The organism is Bacteroides thetaiotaomicron VPI-5482, from assembly GCF_000011065.1.
Lineage (GTDB): Bacteria > Bacteroidota > Bacteroidia > Bacteroidales > Bacteroidaceae > Bacteroides > Bacteroides thetaiotaomicron.
The window spans coordinates 3,542,468-3,561,117 of sequence record NC_004663.1; the positions used below are offsets into that span (position 1 = coordinate 3,542,468).

13 protein-coding genes are annotated in these 18,650 nt (G+C 44.3%); 8 read left to right on the forward strand and 5 right to left on the reverse strand.

All coding sequences use genetic code 11. The features are described 5' to 3' along the window. Genes BT_RS14405 through aroQ form a run of 3 tightly spaced genes read right to left on the reverse strand, consistent with a single transcriptional unit; the run spans position 1 to position 2,576 of the window. Positions 1-639 (reverse strand): O-methyltransferase, encoded by a 639-nt coding sequence (locus BT_RS14405; protein WP_008765299.1) that lies wholly within the window; start codon positions 637-639, stop codon positions 1-3. Positions 640-664: 25 nt separating this feature from the next. Further along, on the reverse strand, positions 665-2,122 hold the full coding sequence (gene pyk / locus BT_RS14410) for a pyruvate kinase (protein ID WP_008761922.1): 1,458 nt from the start codon (positions 2,120-2,122) through the stop codon (positions 665-667). A gap of 31 nt (positions 2,123-2,153) precedes the next feature. Next, a complete protein-coding gene (gene aroQ, locus BT_RS14415; protein WP_008761921.1) occupies positions 2,154-2,576 on the reverse strand; it encodes a type II 3-dehydroquinate dehydratase in 423 nt (140 codons plus the stop codon). A gap of 74 nt (positions 2,577-2,650) precedes the next feature. Between aroQ and xerD the strand changes: the two genes are divergently transcribed. The 8 genes from xerD (at position 2,651) to BT_RS14455 (ending at position 14,373) form a co-directional block, all read left to right on the forward strand. Then, positions 2,651-3,610, forward strand: coding sequence for a site-specific tyrosine recombinase XerD (xerD, locus tag BT_RS14420; RefSeq protein WP_008761920.1), 960 nt, complete (start codon positions 2,651-2,653; stop codon positions 3,608-3,610). Positions 3,611-3,748: 138 nt separating this feature from the next. Beyond that, the gene (locus tag BT_RS14425) at positions 3,749-5,440 is read left to right on the forward strand and encodes a tetratricopeptide repeat protein (RefSeq protein ID WP_008761919.1); all 1,692 of its coding nucleotides are present in this window, start codon (positions 3,749-3,751) and stop codon (positions 5,438-5,440) included. Between the two features lie 112 nt (positions 5,441-5,552). Then, entirely contained in the window at positions 5,553-6,668 is a 1,116-nt protein-coding gene (locus BT_RS14430) for a TlpA disulfide reductase family protein (protein ID WP_008765298.1), read from the forward strand. Between the two features lie 13 nt (positions 6,669-6,681). Further along, positions 6,682-8,220 (forward strand): YifB family Mg chelatase-like AAA ATPase, encoded by a 1,539-nt coding sequence (locus BT_RS14435; protein ID WP_008761917.1) that lies wholly within the window; start codon positions 6,682-6,684, stop codon positions 8,218-8,220. Positions 8,221-8,309: 89 nt separating this feature from the next. Beyond that, a complete protein-coding gene (locus tag BT_RS14440; protein WP_008765297.1) occupies positions 8,310-9,944 on the forward strand; it encodes a hypothetical protein in 1,635 nt (544 codons plus the stop codon). Positions 9,945-10,142: 198 nt separating this feature from the next. Then, positions 10,143-11,351, forward strand: a complete 1,209-nt coding sequence (locus BT_RS14445) for a 6-bladed beta-propeller (RefSeq protein ID WP_008765296.1) — start codon at positions 10,143-10,145, stop codon at positions 11,349-11,351. Positions 11,352-11,679: 328 nt separating this feature from the next. Further along, complete coding sequence (locus BT_RS14450; RefSeq protein ID WP_011108509.1) at positions 11,680-12,693, forward strand: aldose epimerase family protein; 1,014 nt, start codon at positions 11,680-11,682, stop codon at positions 12,691-12,693. A 126-nt stretch (positions 12,694-12,819) separates the two neighbouring features. After that, positions 12,820-14,373: a sensor histidine kinase gene (locus BT_RS14455; protein ID WP_008761913.1), complete on the forward strand. Its 1,554-nt coding sequence runs from the start codon at positions 12,820-12,822 to the stop codon at positions 14,371-14,373. Positions 14,374-14,860: 487 nt separating this feature from the next. Here BT_RS14455 and BT_RS14460 read toward each other — a convergent pair whose 3' ends face one another. Next, entirely contained in the window at positions 14,861-17,017 is a 2,157-nt protein-coding gene (locus BT_RS14460) for an alpha-galactosidase (protein ID WP_162303083.1), read from the reverse strand. Positions 17,018-17,098: 81 nt separating this feature from the next. Beyond that, positions 17,099-18,643, reverse strand: coding sequence for a glycoside hydrolase family 43 protein (locus tag BT_RS14465; RefSeq protein ID WP_011108511.1), 1,545 nt, complete (start codon positions 18,641-18,643; stop codon positions 17,099-17,101). Between the last annotated feature and the right edge of the window lie 7 nt (positions 18,644-18,650).

Consider the following 18,650-nt stretch of genomic DNA (forward strand, 5'->3'; position numbering starts at 1 on the left):
TTACTTTTTTCTTATTATAGTTAACCCATCACGCAAAGGCAGGATTACTTTCTCCACCCGGTCGTCCGTCACAAGGGCGTCATTGAATGCTTTGATGCCAATGGTCTGCGTATCCGCACTACGAGGTTGTTCCAACACATGACCATCCCACAATGTATTGTCGGCAATGATATACCCACCTGTGGAAAGATGCTTTAAAACCATCTCGTAATAATCGATATATTTACGTTTATCACCGTCAATGAAGGCCAGATCGAACGTAACGCCCAAATGAGGAACAAGCTCCAAGGCATCTCCTATATAAAAGCGAATCTTGTCCGCAAAAGGAGAATTCTCCAGCCAGGGACGGGTAAAGTCCTCTTGTTCATCATTAATTTCAAACGTATGCAACATTCCGCCCTCCGACAAGCCTTCCGCCAGACAAAGGGCAGAATAACCGCTATATGTTCCGATCTCCAGTATATGCCGGGGGCGAATCATCTCCACAAACATTTTCAGCATCCGCCCCTGTAAATGCCCGGAAGCCATACGGGGACGAAGCAGTTTCACATGCGTATCCCGGTAGAGTGCTTTCAGATAGTCACTTTCCGCATCGATATGCTGCAAAATATATTCATCAATAGATTCAGTCTCCTGCATAAAAACCTTATTTTAGATGTAACAGTTAGAGATAACGATTGTTGTTAGGCAATACAGTTTCTCCCGCATGTTTCAACGCATCTTCCACGACATTGATTTCGAGGAATGAAGTTTGTGTACCTGCCTTACCGCTACTCAGATATCCTACCATATCAGTCGGCTGCAAACGTCCTTCCTTCAACAGGCGGCGCAAAGCGGCAAAATAATATTCCTGTCCGTTGGCCAGCTCCGGCATATAGATTGCTTCCACTCCATAAGAAAGTGCCAGATGACGCATGGTCTTTTCTTTATAGCAGATAGCCAATACCGGGAACTTACCACGGAAAGCTGCCAGATTACGGGCGGTCCGTCCGCTATAGCTGTCTGTGATGATGGCACGTATCTTCAGTTTCGATGTAGCTTTCACTGCCTGTTTAGCAAGGAAGGCCGTTACATCGTTACTGTTTTCGTTCAACGGGATACGGATATCATTCTCTTCCAGTTTATCTTTTTCAGCCTGGGCCGCGATCTTGGTCATTGTCTTGACTGCATCTACCGGATATTTGCCATAAGCAGTCTCACCGCTCAACATCAGAGCATCCGTACGATAGTAGATTGCATTCGCGATATCGGTCACTTCCGCGCGGGTCGGACGAGGATTGTTGATCATGGTATGAAGCATCTGAGTCGCAACGATCACCGGTTTCTTTGCCAGGATACATTTGCGGATCAGCACACGCTGGATACCCGGAATACGTTCCTGCGGCACTTCGATACCCAGGTCACCACGGGCTACCATCACGCCGTCCGCCACTTCAAGAATCTCGTCGATGTTGTCCACCCCTTCCTGATTCTCAATCTTGGCAATAATCCGGATATCACTATTGTGAGCATCCAGAATTTCACGGATATCAAGTACGTCCTGACGGTTGCGCACGAAAGAGTGAGCGATGAAATCGATATCCTTTTCAATCGCGTAAAGTATATTGTTACGGTCTTTCTCTGTCAATGAAGGAAGATTGATACGAACACCCGGGACGTTCACGCTCTTGCGGCTTCCCAACGTTGCATCGTTTTTCACTTCGCAAAGCAGATAATCGGCTGTCTTATCGATTACTTCCAGTTCAAGATCACCATCGTCAATCAGAACCAGACCTCCGATATTCAAATCGTTCACAAAGTTAGGATACGAAACAGCGATACATTCACGAGTCGTCTCCTGATCAGGATTGCCGACAATCTTTACTTTATCACCTATCTGATATGGAATCGGTTCCGCATTGGCAGTTGTACGTACTTCCGGTCCTTTGGTATCCATGAGGATTGCAATCCGGTTGGATACGGAACGTACATTGGCAATCAACGCTTCAAAACCTTCACGGCTAGCGTGAGCCGTATTCATACGTACCACATTCATCCCAGCTTCAAACAGCTGTTTTATAAAGTCCACATCGCAACGTCTGTCCGAAATGGATGCGACGATTTTTGTCTGTTTCAGTAACATAGCCTTTTTACCTATTTAATATATTAATACCTTATTTATTACCTAACAAAGCCTCCAGAGCCAACCGATACGAGTTCAGCCCGAAGCCACAGATCACTCCTTTGCATGCGCAGGCGATCATAGATACATGCCGGAAAGACTCACGGCTATGTACATTAGAAATATGTACCTCGATCACCGGAGAAGTCACAGAACGAATGGCATCCTGCAGAGCGATGGAGGTATGTGTATAAGCGCCGGCATTCAGAATGATACCGTCTACCTCAAAACCTACCTGCTGAATGCAGTCAATCATTTCTCCCTCAATGTTCGATTGAAAATAGTCGATCTCCAAATCAGCATATCTTTTACGAAGCTCAGCCAGATAGTCTTCAAATGTAACACTTCCGTATATGGAAGGTTCACGTTTGCCCAACAGATTGATGTTCGGGCCATTAATAATTTGTATTCTCATCGCCGTAGTCCTGCTTTTTTAATACCTTTGTATCCAAAGAACAATATTTCAGGCTACAAAGGTAGAAAAAAGAAATGGAAATCAACGAAAAAAACAAGAAGAAGGAGCAACAAGCACTGATAATCAGAAAGTACCAGCAGTACCTCAAGCTGGAAAAGTCTTTATCCCCCAATACATTGGACGCTTATCTGACCGATCTGGATAAACTGATGAGTTTTCTGACTCTGGAAGGGATAGATGTTCTTGAAGTATGCCTGTCCGATCTCCAGCGTTTCGCTGCGGGATTGCATGACATCGGCATTCATCCTCGTTCTCAGGCACGCATTTTATCCGGCATCAAGTCCTTCTTCCGTTTCCTGATTATGGCGGATTATCTGGAGGCTGATCCCAGCGAACTGCTGGAAGGTCCCAAGATAGGATTAAAACTCCCCGAAGTGCTGACCGTAGAAGAGATCGACAACATCATCTCCTCCGTAGACCGCAGCAAAGCCGAAGGACAGCGCAACAGAGCTATTCTGGAAACATTATACAGCTGCGGACTCCGTGTATCCGAACTTGTCAGCCTCAAATTATCCGATCTCTATTTTGATGAAGGCTTCATCAAAGTAGAAGGCAAAGGAAGCAAGCAACGTCTTGTTCCCATTTCCCCCCGTGCCATTAACGAGATCAAACTTTATTTCTTGGACCGCAACCGGATAGAAGTTAAAAAAGACTATGAAGATTTTGTGTTTGTCAGCCAGCGGAGAGGCAAATCACTTTCCCGGATTATGATCTTTCATATGATAAAAGAATTAGCACAAAATGCGGGTATCACCAAAAACATCAGTCCGCACACTTTCCGACACTCCTTTGCCACTCATTTACTGGAAGGTGGCGCCAATTTACGGGCCATCCAGTGCATGCTCGGCCACGAATCGATTGCGACGACCGAAATTTATACCCATATCGACCGAAACATGCTTCGCAGCGAGATTATCGAGCATCATCCCCGAAATATCAAGTATCGGCGAGAAAAAGAGTCGGGTTTTCATTAAATTATGATAAAAACCTCCTGCTAACTACATAATTATATTAAGAATTAATATCTTTGCGATGTTTTTCCTTTATTAGGATTGAAAAGGGGTTATAAATATGACGATATTTCAATTACAAACATTTAATTTATACCTAAAATGACAAAGAAGTTGTACTTGCCTTTACTCATGGCAATTGTTGTTGCACTTTTCTCTTCGTGCAAGAAAATGGGTCCCCTGTCAGCGGACTACTTCACTGTTACTCCACAAGTGTTGGAAGCAGTAGGTGGTAAAGTTCCTGCTACCATTAATGGTAAATTCCCTGAAAAGTATTTCAAGAAAAAAGCTGTAGTAGAAGTTACTCCGGTTTTGAAATGGAATGGCGGTGAAGCTAAAGGACAAAGTGCTGTGTTCCAAGGAGAAAAAGTAGAAGGAAACGATCAGACTATCTCTTACAAAGTAGGTGGTAGCTATACGATGAAAACATCTTTCGACTATGTTCCTGAAATGGCAAAATCTGAACTGTGGCTTGAATTCAAAGCTAAAGTTGGTAAAAAGGAAGTCGTTATCCCCGCTGTGAAAGTAGCTGATGGTGTAATCTCTACTTCTGAATTGGTAAATAACACATTGGGCAGCGCTAACCCGGCTCTGGGCGAAGATGCTTTCCAACGTATCATCAAGGAAAAACACGATGCTAACATCATGTTCTTGATCCAACAGGCTAACATCCGTTCAAGCGAGTTGAAAACTGCTAAAGAATTCAACAAGGAAGTTGCTAACATAAACGAAGCTGCCAACAAGAAGATCAGCAACATCGAAGTTTCTGCTTATGCTTCTCCTGATGGTGGTGTAAGCCTGAATACAACTCTAGCAGAAAACCGCGAAAGCAACACTACCAAGATGCTGAACAAAGACTTGAAGAAAGCTAAGATCGACGCTCCGGTTGACGCTAAATATACTGCACAGGACTGGGAAGGTTTCCAGGAACTGGTTTCTAAATCTAACATCCAGGATAAAGAACTGATCCTTCGCGTATTGTCTATGTATCAGGATCCTGCACAGAGAGAACAAGAAATCAAGAACATCTCTTCTGTATACAAGAACCTGGCTGACGATATCCTTCCTCAACTGCGTCGTTCTCGTTTGACTTTGAACTACGAGATCATCGGTAAGTCTGACGAAGAAATCACTAAGCTTGCTTCTTCTAATCCTTCTGAACTGAACATCGAAGAATTGCTGTATGCTGCTACACTGACTAACGATCCTGCAAAACAGGAAGCTATCTATACTCAGGCAACAAAACAGTTCCCTAACGATTACCGCGCATACAACAACCTTGGTAAGCTTGCTTATCAAGCTGGTAACGTTGACAAAGCTGAATCTTACCTGAAGAAAGCTGCCAGCGTAAACGCTGCTCCTGAAGTAAACATGAACTTAGGTTTGATCTCTTTGATCAAGGGTGACAAAGCTGCTGCTGAAGCTTACTTCGGTAAAGCTGCAGGTACAAAAGAACTTGGCGAATCTATGGGTAACCTGTACATCGCTCAAGGCCAGTACGAAAGAGCAGTTAACTCATTCGGTGACGCTAAGACTAACAGTGCTGCTTTGGCTCAGATCCTTGCTAAGGACTACAACAAAGCTAAAAACACACTGGCAGGCGTAGAAAAACCAGATGCTTACACAGACTACCTGATGGCAGTTCTAGGTGCTAGAACTAACAATTCTTCTATGGTAACCAGCAGCTTGAAGAGCGCTGTTGCTAAAGAACCTGCGTTGGCTAAGAAAGCTGCAACAGACTTGGAATTCTCTAAGTTCTTCACAAATGCAGACTTCATGAGCATCATCAAATAAGAGAATTACCACTCTATTTTAGATATTGAGAATTGCTCGTCATTACAAATGACGGGCAATTCTTTTTTTTATCTGTAAAAAACCGTACTTTCGCAGAAAAGAAATCAAAGCAATGAAAAAGAGTAGTATTTTAATCCTCATCATTATCTGTCTGGTCGGATGCAAGAAGGGCTCCAATGAGACAACCATCACCGGAGAGATCAAAGGACTCGGAACAGATACACTTTATTTGTACGGCATGGACGAACTGTACGACCGGATAGACACCATTTATGTAGAAAACGATAAGTTCTCCTACACTACCAGCGTAGATACGATCACTTCTGCCTATCTGTTACTCAAGAACCGGATTGAATATCCTGTCTTTCTTGATAAGGGTAACAAGATCAAAATAAAAGGAGATACGATCAATCTGAATTTCCTGACTATCAGTGGAAATATATACAATGAGGAGTTTACAGACTTCCAAAAAGCACTGGAAGATCCGGCTGATCCTTCAGAAAAAGCCGGCGAAGAAACAGTGGATAAAAGAATAACTGTAGAGAAAGCAAACACTGCCGAAGAAATGGCGGAAGAGTTCATACTGCAACATCACTCCTCCTATGTAAGCCTTTACTTATTAGACAAATACTTCGTTCAGAAAGAAACGCCTGACTTCAGTAAAATTAAAAAGCTAGTTGAAGTAATGACAGGTGTATTACAGGACAAACCGTATATCGAACGTTTGAATGAAACAATCACTCAGGCAGAAAAATCGGAGATTGGCAAATATGCACCTTTCTTCAGCCTGCCCAATGCGAAAGGAGAAAAGATTACCCGTTCATCAGACGCCTTCAAGCAGAAAAGCCTGCTGATCAACTTTTGGGCTTCCTGGAACGACAGCATCTCTCAGAAGCAGAGCAACAGCGAGCTAAGAGAAATCTACAAAAAGTATAAGAAGAACAAATATATAGGAATGCTCGGCATCTCACTGGATGTAGACAAGCAGCAATGGAAAGACGCCATCAAACGCGATACGCTGGACTGGGAACAGGTATGCGATTTCGGCGGACTCAATTCTGAAGTAGCCAAGCAATATTCTATCTATAAAATACCTGCCAACATACTTCTCTCGTCGGACGGAAAGATTTTAGCTAAGAACCTTCGGGGAGAAGAGCTGAAAAAGAAAATAGAAAACATCGTTGAGGAAGCGACAGAAAAAGAAAAGAAAAACAAACAGAAGAAATAAACGGTAATCAAACGTGCTAATTAAAGTTTTCGGAGCGGCTGTTCAAGGGATTGATGCAACACTCATCACAATCGAAGTCAACAGCTCACGTGGCTGTATGTTCTATCTCGTCGGTCTTCCGGATTCCGCAGTGAAGGAAAGTCACCAACGTATTATCTCCGCACTGCAAGTCAATGGCTATAAAATGCCGACCAGTAACCTGGTTGTAAATATGGCACCGGCCGATATCCGCAAAGAAGGCTCGGCTTATGATTTGCCTCTTGCCATCGGCTTGCTGGGTGCCAGCGAAACCATATCTTCCGAAAAGTTATCCCGCTATCTGATGATGGGAGAACTTAGTCTTGACGGGAGCATTCAGCCTATCAAAGGAGCACTGCCTATTGCTATCAAAGCCCGTGAAGAAAACTTTGAGGGACTCATTATTCCTCAACAGAATGCGCGGGAAGCAGCAGTTGTCAATCAACTGAAGGTATATGGCGTCAGTAATATCAAAGAAGTTATCCAGTTCTTCAATGGTGAGCGGGAGCTGGAACAGACCGTTGTCAACACGCGGGAAGAGTTTTATCAACAGCAAACAGCCTTTGACCTGGACTTTGCAGACGTAAAAGGACAGGAGAATGTGAAAAGGGCGTTGGAAGTTGCTGCCGCCGGAGGACATAATCTCATCATGATCGGCGCTCCCGGCAGTGGTAAATCAATGATGGCTAAACGGTTACCTTCCATCCTTCCTCCCCTCTCCCTGGGTGAAAGCCTGGAAACGACCAAAATACATTCCGTTGCAGGAAAACTAAACCGGGGCTCTTCACTGATTTCCCAACGGCCATTCCGTGATCCCCATCATACGATATCGCAAGTTGCAATGGTGGGAGGCGGAAGTTTTCCCCAACCGGGAGAAATAAGCCTGGCGCATAACGGAGTTTTATTTTTGGACGAATTACCCGAATTCAACAGAGGGGTATTAGAAGTCCTGCGCCAGCCACTGGAAGACCGGCAGATTACCATCTCCCGCATAAAGAGCACAATCAGTTATCCCGCCAATCTGATGCTCATTGCATCCATGAATCCATGCCCTTGCGGATACTATAATCATCCGACCAAGGCATGTGTATGCAGTCCTGGTCAGGTACAAAAGTATCTGAACAAGATATCCGGTCCGTTGCTGGACCGTATTGATATTCAGATAGAGATTGTTCCTGTTCCGTTCGACAAGATATCCGATCAGCGACAGGGAGAAGCAAGCAGTGTTATTCGGAACAGAGTCATTCAGGCACGCCGTATACAGGAACAGCGCTATGCCGATCATCCCGGTATCTACTGCAATGCACAGATGAGCAGCAAGTTATTATCCATTTATGCTCGGCCGGATGACAAAGGACTTTCCCTGCTGCGAAATGCAATGGAACGCCTCAATCTTTCCGCACGCGCATACGACCGTATATTAAAGGTGGCACGTACCATTGCCGACCTTGAGGGTGCGGAACTGATACAGCCCTCCCATTTGGCTGAAGCCATCAGTTATCGCAATCTGGACAGAGAAAACTGGGCGGGATAAAAGCGCTTGACAGTAAATCAATAAAATACCATAAAGAAAAAGTCTTCGTCTCATATAAAATACTATTTTCGCAAGATAGAATCTAGTATATGAATAAACACGACAACCCATATTACCCCCTATTTCTACTCATCGGATGGCTTATCATGCTGAGTAGTTGTCAACCTGCCCCATCTCATCTTCTGGAAAAAGCGATGCAGATGGAGAATGTATCAACCGACAGTATCTTTTTCTACCTGCAACAAATAGAAGAACCCGACAAATTACCTCTCAATGATCAAGGAGATTATTACCTGTTGCTCTACAAGGCAACTCTGTGGAAAACAGGAACACCTGATGATTCATTATTGCAGATCGCCATCCGGCAATATAAACAAAACGAGCAGCAAACCCAGTATGTACGGGCACGCATTGAGCAAAGCGCCTCCTATTTATATCGTAATCTGCCCGATTCCACATTACTGATGAGCGAACAAATCCTGAAAGGATACCAGCTAAATGATACGCTAAAAACAAGGCTGTACGGGCTACGAAGGGCAGCATACAGCAGAAAGCAGGATTATCCGCAGGCATTGGTGATGGCAGACAGCAGCAGACAACTGGCTCTTAAGATGAAAGATACACTTTTCTATTTTTCTACCAGCCAGCTATATCTGCAAATTATAAACAAAATGCAAGATCATGACAGATACACCCAAAGCTATCTGCAGCTAATGAAAGAACTTATGGATTCGCCCAAATACCAGTCTTTGAATTATTATGCGCTGGAAAGTCTGTTGAACACCAGTCTGCAAAGAAAGGATTTCCGGCAAGCAGTCATATATCTTCAACAATTATCGAGCCAACGCCGCGGAAGAAATGAAGTACCACACTATCTGCTGCTATGCGGAAGAACCCATGCCGCCTTGAATCAGATTGACTCCGCCCAATATTACTATCGGCAAGCCGCAATCTCATCTTCCAGCTTTATTGCCATGGAAGCCAATGCACGCTTATTCAATCTGATCAATGAAAAAGAATATCCGGAACAAGTCTTTTATACCAAGCAGAAGGAAAGCACGATAAGGGACAATATACTAAACAATATCAGTACAGGGATACGGGAAAGAGAATTCAACCAACTCAAATTACAGAATGAATTATACCAGCTGCATCTGCAACAGCAGCAAAGGGAACTATGGATGCTGGGAATCGTTACAGCTCTGCTGAGTATCGGATTCATCGCATTTTTCTTTTATCAGAGAGAGAAAAAGAAGCGACTGCTGCGGGAAAACCAGTTACTGTACAAAGAAGCCGAAGTAAGTGGACTACGGGAGAAAGAAATCCGGCTAAGGAATAAAGAGGCTGAACTCCGTGAAGCGCTTTTCCGGAGAATGCCATTCTTCCATAAGCTGCCCTCACTCCATGCCAACAACAATCAGGACGAACCGGGCACCAGTCACAAGATAGTAGTGACAGATGCAGAATGGGCAGAAGTCACTTCAGTAGTGAACGATGCGTTCGACAATTTTGTCGTCCGGTTACGACAGGCTTATCCACAGTTGGGAGATAAAGAAATCGGCTTCTGCTGCCTCGTCAAAATCAATGTCAACATACAGGATTTATCTGATATCTATTGTGTGAGCAAAGCTGCCATTACCAAACGGAAATATCGGATAAAGACTGATAAGCTGGGAATTACTGATGAGAATATAAGTTTAGACAGTTTTCTCAAAGTTTTTTAGCTGTCGCCCCAGGGTAGTTGAAGTCTTTGTCCGCCTGAAAACAAACGCATATATACATTATATTATTAATAATCAATAACATACATCTAGTCACATCGTACCTTTTTGTCCGCCTGTTTTTTTGTTTTTCTACTCACTTCGGTCTACTTTTGCCTCAGTGATAATCAGAAAAACAGTACTAACCAAATACAGAACCGTATGAAGAACAGAATTATTATTTTAAGTTTATGTGCTAGTTGTCTACTTGCAATTGTTGCTTTTGTATACAACAGTGAAACAAAGACCGACCCACTGGCACTCTCCCCTATTGTAGCAAAACGAGTCACGACACCTACCGGCACACTAGTCTCATGTAATTTAAAGGCTTTGAAAGACACAGTAGACATTCCACTCAGCTATTTGACAGAAGAACTTCAAGTTGTCAAACTAGACAACCGGGACGAAGCACTAGTAGGAGGCTGGATACGCACCACAGTGGGAGAAAAATACATCCTGGTGAGCAATAACAAACAGACTCCCTACAAACTTTTTACCCGCGACGGCAAATTCATCACCACTATCGGTGCCTACGGACAAGGGCCCAACGAATATGGAAACACATACGCCGACCAGTTGGACGAAGCCCACAACCGTATCTACATACTGCCCTGGCAGAGTGACAAGCTGCTCGTATTCGATTTACAAGGCAATCCTCAGCCTCCCATTCCTTTATGTATGCGCGTGCCCAAAGGCAAATTCAGAGTAGATACGGAAAAGTCGGAAGTCACTCTGACAACTCTGCCTTTCGAAGGCTGGCCGGCTGTCGTGTGGACACAAGATTTCAAAGGTAAACGCAAGAACTTTATCGCACCGGGACATCTGACCGTTCCGCGCGACTTTAGCAACGAAGTATTTATGGATAATAATACTAATGATTACGGCGTTATGTTAATGGTGATCATGCCTGCCCCACGAACGGACAGTCTGTACCACTATAACGCAGCCCAAAATCGACTCGAAGCCAGATTCACCGTGGAATATCCGAACAAGGAGAAAATCCCCTGGCACGGCTATTCCGAATACCCACGTCACTTTATTGGAGACGTTTCCGTGCCGATACAAGTATCAGAAAACACTTGGAGCGGCAGCAAACCTGCCAAGTATATCATAGATAAGAAAACACTGCATGGCAGCTACTTCCGCCTGTACAATGATTTCCTGGGAACGAAAAAGATGCAGATATGGCCCTCATTCGGCAATGGTTATTATGTTGCCAACATGGAACCTGCCCAGCTAAAAGAAACACTGGAAAAAGAAATAGCCCGAAAAGATATTCCGGCGGAGGCAAAGAAACGTGCACAAACATTGATAAATTCACTGGATGAAGAAGGCAACAACGTCATTCTACTCGCTAAAATGAAGAAATAACTATCAGAAAGCCAGAGGGTGTTTCAAAAGTCAGTAGTAACTAAAATGGGGTTGTCTAAAATTTACTATGAATGAAAGAATTGCGTATTCACCTACCACCTCCCCCTGCGGGTACTCCTCCTTCCTGAAGGAGGAGATTTAAGATACTACCGATTTTAACACACCTTCCGGCATTCCGTTGAGAGAGCACATCCCCATTTCCTTTCGATAGAAAAACACAGACACAATTCTTATAATTGTCCATCTTTAAACTGATTTTCTCTATTTTCTGATTCTTTGATTTTGCCTTCCTTTGCAAAGCAAAAGATTCATATAAAATAAGCAGATCATGCAGTTTACAATTACACATTGGGGATGTACTCCATCGGGAGATTCCATCTATCTGTTCCGGTTGACCAACGCTACCGGAGCCTCCATCGAGCTTACAAACCTGGGAGCCACCTGGGTTTCGGCCAATATGCCGAACCGATACGACGTCTTTGAAAACATTCTGCTGGGATATGACCATGCAGAAGGATATCTCAAAGACACCTATTATATGGGAGCCACTGTCGGCCGGTTTGCCAACCGCATTCATCAGGCATCCTTTTCTATCGAAGGCACTACCTATCTGCTGGAGAGAAACGACGGAGAGAACACCAATCACGGCGGACTATCCGGCTTTCACAAGAAGATATGGCAATGGAAACGGACAGATTCCGGCATCCGTTTCCTTCTCCACTCTCCGGACATGAAAGGAGGATATCCGGGAAATGTACAGGCGGAAGTGGAATATCAATTCACGGAAACCAACGAACTGACAATCAGCTATCACGGAACCACAGACCGCCCTACTTATCTGAATCTCACCAATCATGCTTACTTCAACCTGTCCGGCGACAAACGAAAAATAACGGAGCATGAGCTCATGATACCTGCTGCACGAATATTAGAGACAACCTCACAATTTATTCCTACCGGACAAGCACAGGATGTCAAAGACAGTCCGTTTGATTTCAGCACCAGTCGCAGCATCGGAGCACATCTTTACGACGATAACGAGCAGTTGCACTGGAACAAGGGATACAATCATTGCTATATCCTGAAAGAAGAGTCGTCCGACACGTTATTGACAGCCGCCGTATTATCCGACCCTTTCTCCGGCAGAAGGCTGACTGTCAGGACTGACTTACCCGGTGTCTTATTATATACCGCCGGCTATCTCGCTCCCACACCGGATATCGGTGTATGTCTGGAGACACAATACTTTCCGGATACCCCTTCGCATCCGCATTTTCCGTCCTGCCTGCTCATGCCGGGGGAAGAGTATCGCCACAGAACTATTTATACATTCGACAAATGATTTTTTAAGTATTCTACATATTGTTCCCGCTTAGCTTCGTATAAACAGCGATATTTTTTTTACTGGCTATATCTTTTTTATTCATATATTTGTTTTACATTTGTAGTAAATAATAAAAGCAATAGTATGAAAACGTCCATTGTAACTCTTTTAATCACATTTTGTTTTTATCTGTCAGTTTATGCACAAGCACCTCAGGATAAAGCCACAGAACTAAAAGAACAGGCTTTAAGCAGCCTGAAGCAGAAAGATTACATCAAAGCCCGTTATCTGTTTAAGAAAGCGTATGAAGCATTTGCCGTGCGAGAGAACTATCCACAAGCTATAGAATGTGGTATTCAAGCCAATGCTCTATATGTCAGAGAAAACTTCTACAAAGAAGGTTTCGAATTATGCCGTAATATGGAACAACTCATCTGGACAGGCGAACAGAAGCAAAACAAAGTCTTTTATGACTTACGCTTTCCCATCAGCAAGGAACGGTTGCAGATGTACATTTCACTGAAGAATCCTGCACAGGCAAAAAACCAGCTGGACAAATTGGAAGAGATTGCCAGTCTCGCCAAAAATGATTCTTTAATGGAAGTGCTGCTCTATACGAAAGCCAACTATTACTATACTTTCAATCAGAATACACAAGGAGACGCCTGTTTCCGCAAACTCATCAGCCAATACAAGGAAAAGAAGGACTACGATAAAGTGAGCGACTGCTACAAGACTCTTATCGGCATCGCCCGCAAAGCCAACAATGCCCCGTTGATGGAACGTACGTACGAAAGCTATATTGTATGGACCGACTCTGTAAAAGCCCTGACTGCCCAGGATGAGCTGAATGTCCTGAAACGAAAATATGACGAAAGCCTCCAGACCATACAGGACAAAGACAGCACACTATCCGCCAAGCAATACATCATCATAGGACTTTGTACGCTTGTAGCTATCCTTGTAGCCACAATCATTGTACTTGCCATCTTACTGCTGAAATTTATCACCGGCAACCGCAAACTCAAAAAGAGCGTGGTCATAGCCAATGAGCACAACGAGCTGAAAACAAAGTTCATCCGGAATATATCCTCACAAATGGAGCCGACTCTGAACACTTTAGGGACTTCCGCCAAAGAGCTTTCCGCCCAAGCTCCAAGGTATGCAGAGCAGATGCAGGCACAAGTAGCAGCCTTAAAGCAATTCAGCGACAATATTCAAGAGCTTTCCTCTTTGGAGAACTCACTGACCGAACCTTATGAAATGGGAGAAGTCAATGCGGGTACTTTCTGCGAAAGCGTCATGGAGAAGGCTAAAGAATTTATGAAGCCGGACGTCACCCCTTCTGTAAACGCCCCCAAACTCCAAGTAAAAACGAATAAAGAACAGCTGGAACGTATCCTGCTCTACTTGCTGAAAAATGCCGCTTTCTATACGGAGCAAGGACGTATCAGCCTCGACTTCAAGAAACGTGGCGCGCACACCCATCAGTTCATCATAACCGATACGGGAACAGGTATCCCGGCAGAACAACAGGAAAATCTCTTCAAACCTTTCACCCAGGTCAAAGACCTGACTACAGGTGATGGCTTGGGATTACCTATCTGCTCACTCATCGCCACCAAAATGAATGGCAGTCTGACATTGGACACAAGCTACACCAAGGGATGCCGGTTTATACTGGAACTTCACGCATAAGTAACGTAAGGTATTCAAGAGCTTTGTATAGTTAGATTACCCGCAACCATTGTCAACTATAATTATCGTAATTAGCTATAATCGGAGAACGCACATTCTAACTATACAAAAATAGCAACAGAGTACTGCATAAACGGCAACCGGGTTTATAATAAATACTGTGATCGTTTATTATAAACGTCCCCCTCGTTTATTATAAACTTTAAAATAGAAATTTGTAGAATCAGGATTGAATTTATAATACAAAAAAGGCTGCAAACCTCACAAAGTTTGCAGCCTTTTCCTATATCGAAGCATCCTATCCTCGGCTATACGTCAGAGAGATAAGTACTATTTGTTACTATATTATACCACCGCAGCCGATGATTCCACACTAATTTTCTCATTTTATTTATCGTTCTTATATTATTCAGTTCAGGTTTGGAACTACAAATATACAACAATAAAAGGCGTTTGTCAAGTGATTAACGGATTTCCATCGGTCCTGTCATTCAGCAACTACTTCTATAACTCTGCTGTTCAGACGCTGACCTGTAAATATATTCAGTCCTACCGTCATCAGATATTCACCAGAGAATAACTCACCGTTTCCTTGCAGAGAAGAGTTAGTACCCGGCATCAGATTGATTTCCTTCACCCGGTACTGCCGACCGGCGTCCAGTCCTTGCAGACGGACAGGCAACAGTTTCTCGCCATAACGGGAATAAATATCGAATGCAAAGACAACAGCTCCCTTCTTATCTTTCCCCACATATTGTGTGGAAGTATGATTTCCGCTATAAGGAGATACCAGCCGATACATGTCTCCTTCGAGCACTACCGGTTTAAGATGATTGTAGTTGGTGACCGCATCACGGCAGAACTTCTTCTCATTATCATTGAGGTCCGACAATTTGATATCAAAACCAAGTTTGCCCATCATTGCTACGTCTGTACGGAATTTGATACTTGCATCATGATTCCATGTAGTGACATGTGCACAAAGAGTTTTTGCCGGGAAAAGCTGAGAGTATCCCCATTGGATAAACAGACGTTCGATAGGGTCCGTGTTATCACTCGGCCAGAACTCAGTGAAGTATCTGAGCGTTTCATAGTCGATACGCCCGCTACCGCCCGAACAAAGCATCATCGGCAGATCAGGGTACTTCGTTTTAATACGTTCCAGTACATTATACAGACCGCGAACATAGTCGATGTACAAGTGCGACTGCTTCTCCTTCAGATAAGAAGAGTAGATATTAGTGATCGGGCTATTGCAATCCCATTTGAAGAAAGCAATACCGGGATATTTAGTCATCAAATCATCTACTACTCCAAATACGAAGTCCTGCACTTTCGGATTGCTCAGGTCAAGTACCAACTGATTACGGAAGTAATATTCATCCCGATTGGGAAGATGGATGACCCAGTCTTTATGTTTCTCATAAAGCTCACTCTTCGGATTCACCATTTCCGGTTCTATCCACAGACCGAACTTGATACCCTTCTTTGTAGCTTCTTCGACCAGACGCCCGATACCGTTGGGCAGTTTATCTGCCGTTTCATCCCAGTCTCCCAAGCCTTGATGATCGCTGCTGCGCGGATATTTATTGGCAAACCAGCCGTCGTCCAGCAAGAACATATCCACTCCGAGCCCTGCGGCATCGCCAATCAGTCCTATCAGTTTCTCCTCATTAAAATCGAAATAAGTCGCTTCCCAGTTATTTAACAGGGTCATACGGGTTTCATCTCCGTCCTTCAACTGATAACGGCGTGCCCAATCGTGGAAATTACGGCTGGCTTTGCCCTTACCATTTGCACTATAGGTAAAATAGAAATCGGGGGTACGGAACACGACACCTGCCGGAAGATAATATTCAGAGGCATAAGGGTTGATACCCGAAATGATACGCAATTCATTCTTGTTGTCCACTTCGAAAGTAAAGCGGAAATTGCCGGTCCATCCCAATGTACCTACCAGCACTTCACCACAATTCTCCGTAGCCAGCTGGTCCAAAGAAAGCTGGAAGAACGGAGGGGTAAACATGTTGGCACGGGCGCCCAGTTTGGTATCGAGCACTTTTTTACCAAACTCCAACGGCTGGTCGGAGATATTAGCTTCGTGAGCCCAGTCGCCCGAAAATTCAGTCAGATAATACTTCGCACGGTTCAGATGAAGCATACTAGAGGCATATTGGTGAAGCACTACGGGCTTCTTCTCTTTATGGCTGATTTCCGTATAGGTTTTAATGATATCCTCGGCAGGATAAGTGACGTAATGCAGCTTTACCGTAACCGGATATTTATCATCTCCCAGGGTGATAATGGTTTCGTTAACTCCTTGCGACACCGCTTTCGTCTCATGAGAGACATACTTCAACAGAAGTGACGGATTACCGTCATTGTGAAGGATATGAATGGCAGGTTCAAAGTAATCCTCCATACCGTGGGTGATATAGGCTTCCGTCCCTTGCGGAAGATGAGAAATATCGGCCTCATGGTTCAGCTTTTTGCCCAGATAGCTTTGGTATAACCGCCCGTTGTCGGCTACGCGGAAGATCAGACTACTGTTATCCGTATGAATCTGAATGACAGGCTTGTCCGCCGCGTTCAGAAGACAGGTGATACTAAGGAAACAGATTAAAAAAAGGATTCTCACTTTCATGATATACATTTAATAAGGTTTATAAATCAAGTCGTTAAAATTGTGGATGGCTGAATCAATTAAAGTTGTGAACGAACTAAATCAGTTAAAGTCGTAAGTGAACCAGTTGAAGAAAGCATTTCCTCCGTCACGAAGCGTGTTGTATGAGTACAGACCGACACGGGCACCTTTCCAGTCACCGAATCTCAGCGAATAAGCTTCTCCACAAGGAGTAAAGTTCTTATTGTCCGTGCTATAGTACAACTGATGCTGGTTGGTACGTGCATTCATCGTTGCTCTGAAATAAATCTTCTTACCGCTTACCGGCTTTACTTTCTCCACACTACCATTATTCTCCAGATACAGATAGTTCTTGCCATTCTCTTTGAGTATTCCAATGCCATTGAACAAATTGCCTATACAGAATAGTCCGGCACGTTGTCCCTCGGTCCAAGAACTCATATCCATTTCTGTCGTAACCGTCCCCTCGTATCCGATACACTTCTGTGTCAGCATATTGCGTGATGCCCGAAGATGATCCGCTTTCAGAGCTTTCAACAGTAACCATCCTTTTCGTTCCGTCAGATTCCAGTCGGCGTCAGAAGGATTATGATTGAACTGCCACTGCAAGTTCAGCTCGGGCGAATCAAAGGAATCGCCTCCCTGCGGGAAGCTTACAGGCACTTTCTTTCCGGTATTCGGTTTTGTCCAGACTTTTACCGGTTCGCCTATGCCGTTCATATCGATGTCCACCCCAATCACGGGCCATCCGTCTTTCCAATGTGCAGGTTGCAGATGCACGACTCTTCCCAGCGGTTCCGTCAACTGGAAGTGATAGAACCACCACTCACCTTCGGGAGTATCTACCAGTGCACCTTGATGAGGTCCGTTGACATTGGTAGAACCTTTTTCCAGTACCACTTTCTTCTCGTAAGGACCGTAGATGTTTTTCGAACGCAGAATTGTCTGCCATCCCTCACCTACTCCGCCTTCGGGAATACTGATATAGTAATATCCGTCCCGCTTGTGAAACTTGGTACCTTCTGCCACCGGACCGGTATAGATCACGTGTCCGTCATCTTCCAAGGTCCTCCCGTCGGCGCTCATCTTATGCAAGATGATAGGTCCGGCTCCCAACTGGCTCCGTCCCAGATAAGCCTGACCATTGTCATCCCATATCGGGCAAGGGTCTTCCCATCCGCCAATCCGTTTCACACAATGCAAAGGTGACCAAGGGCCGTGAGGATCGGTAGCCGTACTCATCATCAGCCCTTCACGGGGAGTACAGAAGTAAATCCAGAACTTCCCGTCATGATGACGGATAGAGGGGGCCCATGAGCCTCCTCCATAATTTCCGTTCGTATCCCAGTCCGGAAAGTCCAGGCGTCGGTACACCTGACTGATAATCTTCCAGTTAATCATATCATCGGATTCCAGCACCGGCATGCCCATATAATGAAAGTCCGAGTTTACCATATAATACTTATCGCCTACCCTGATGACATCCGGATCGGAATAGTCCGCATTCAATATCGGATTGATATACGTGCCGTTTCCCTGATCTCCCCATGTCACATTCTTTGTTTGTGCACCCGCTATCTGACAAGTCAGAAGCGCTATCCATACGCAAAGGATTTTTGTATTCATAATCATT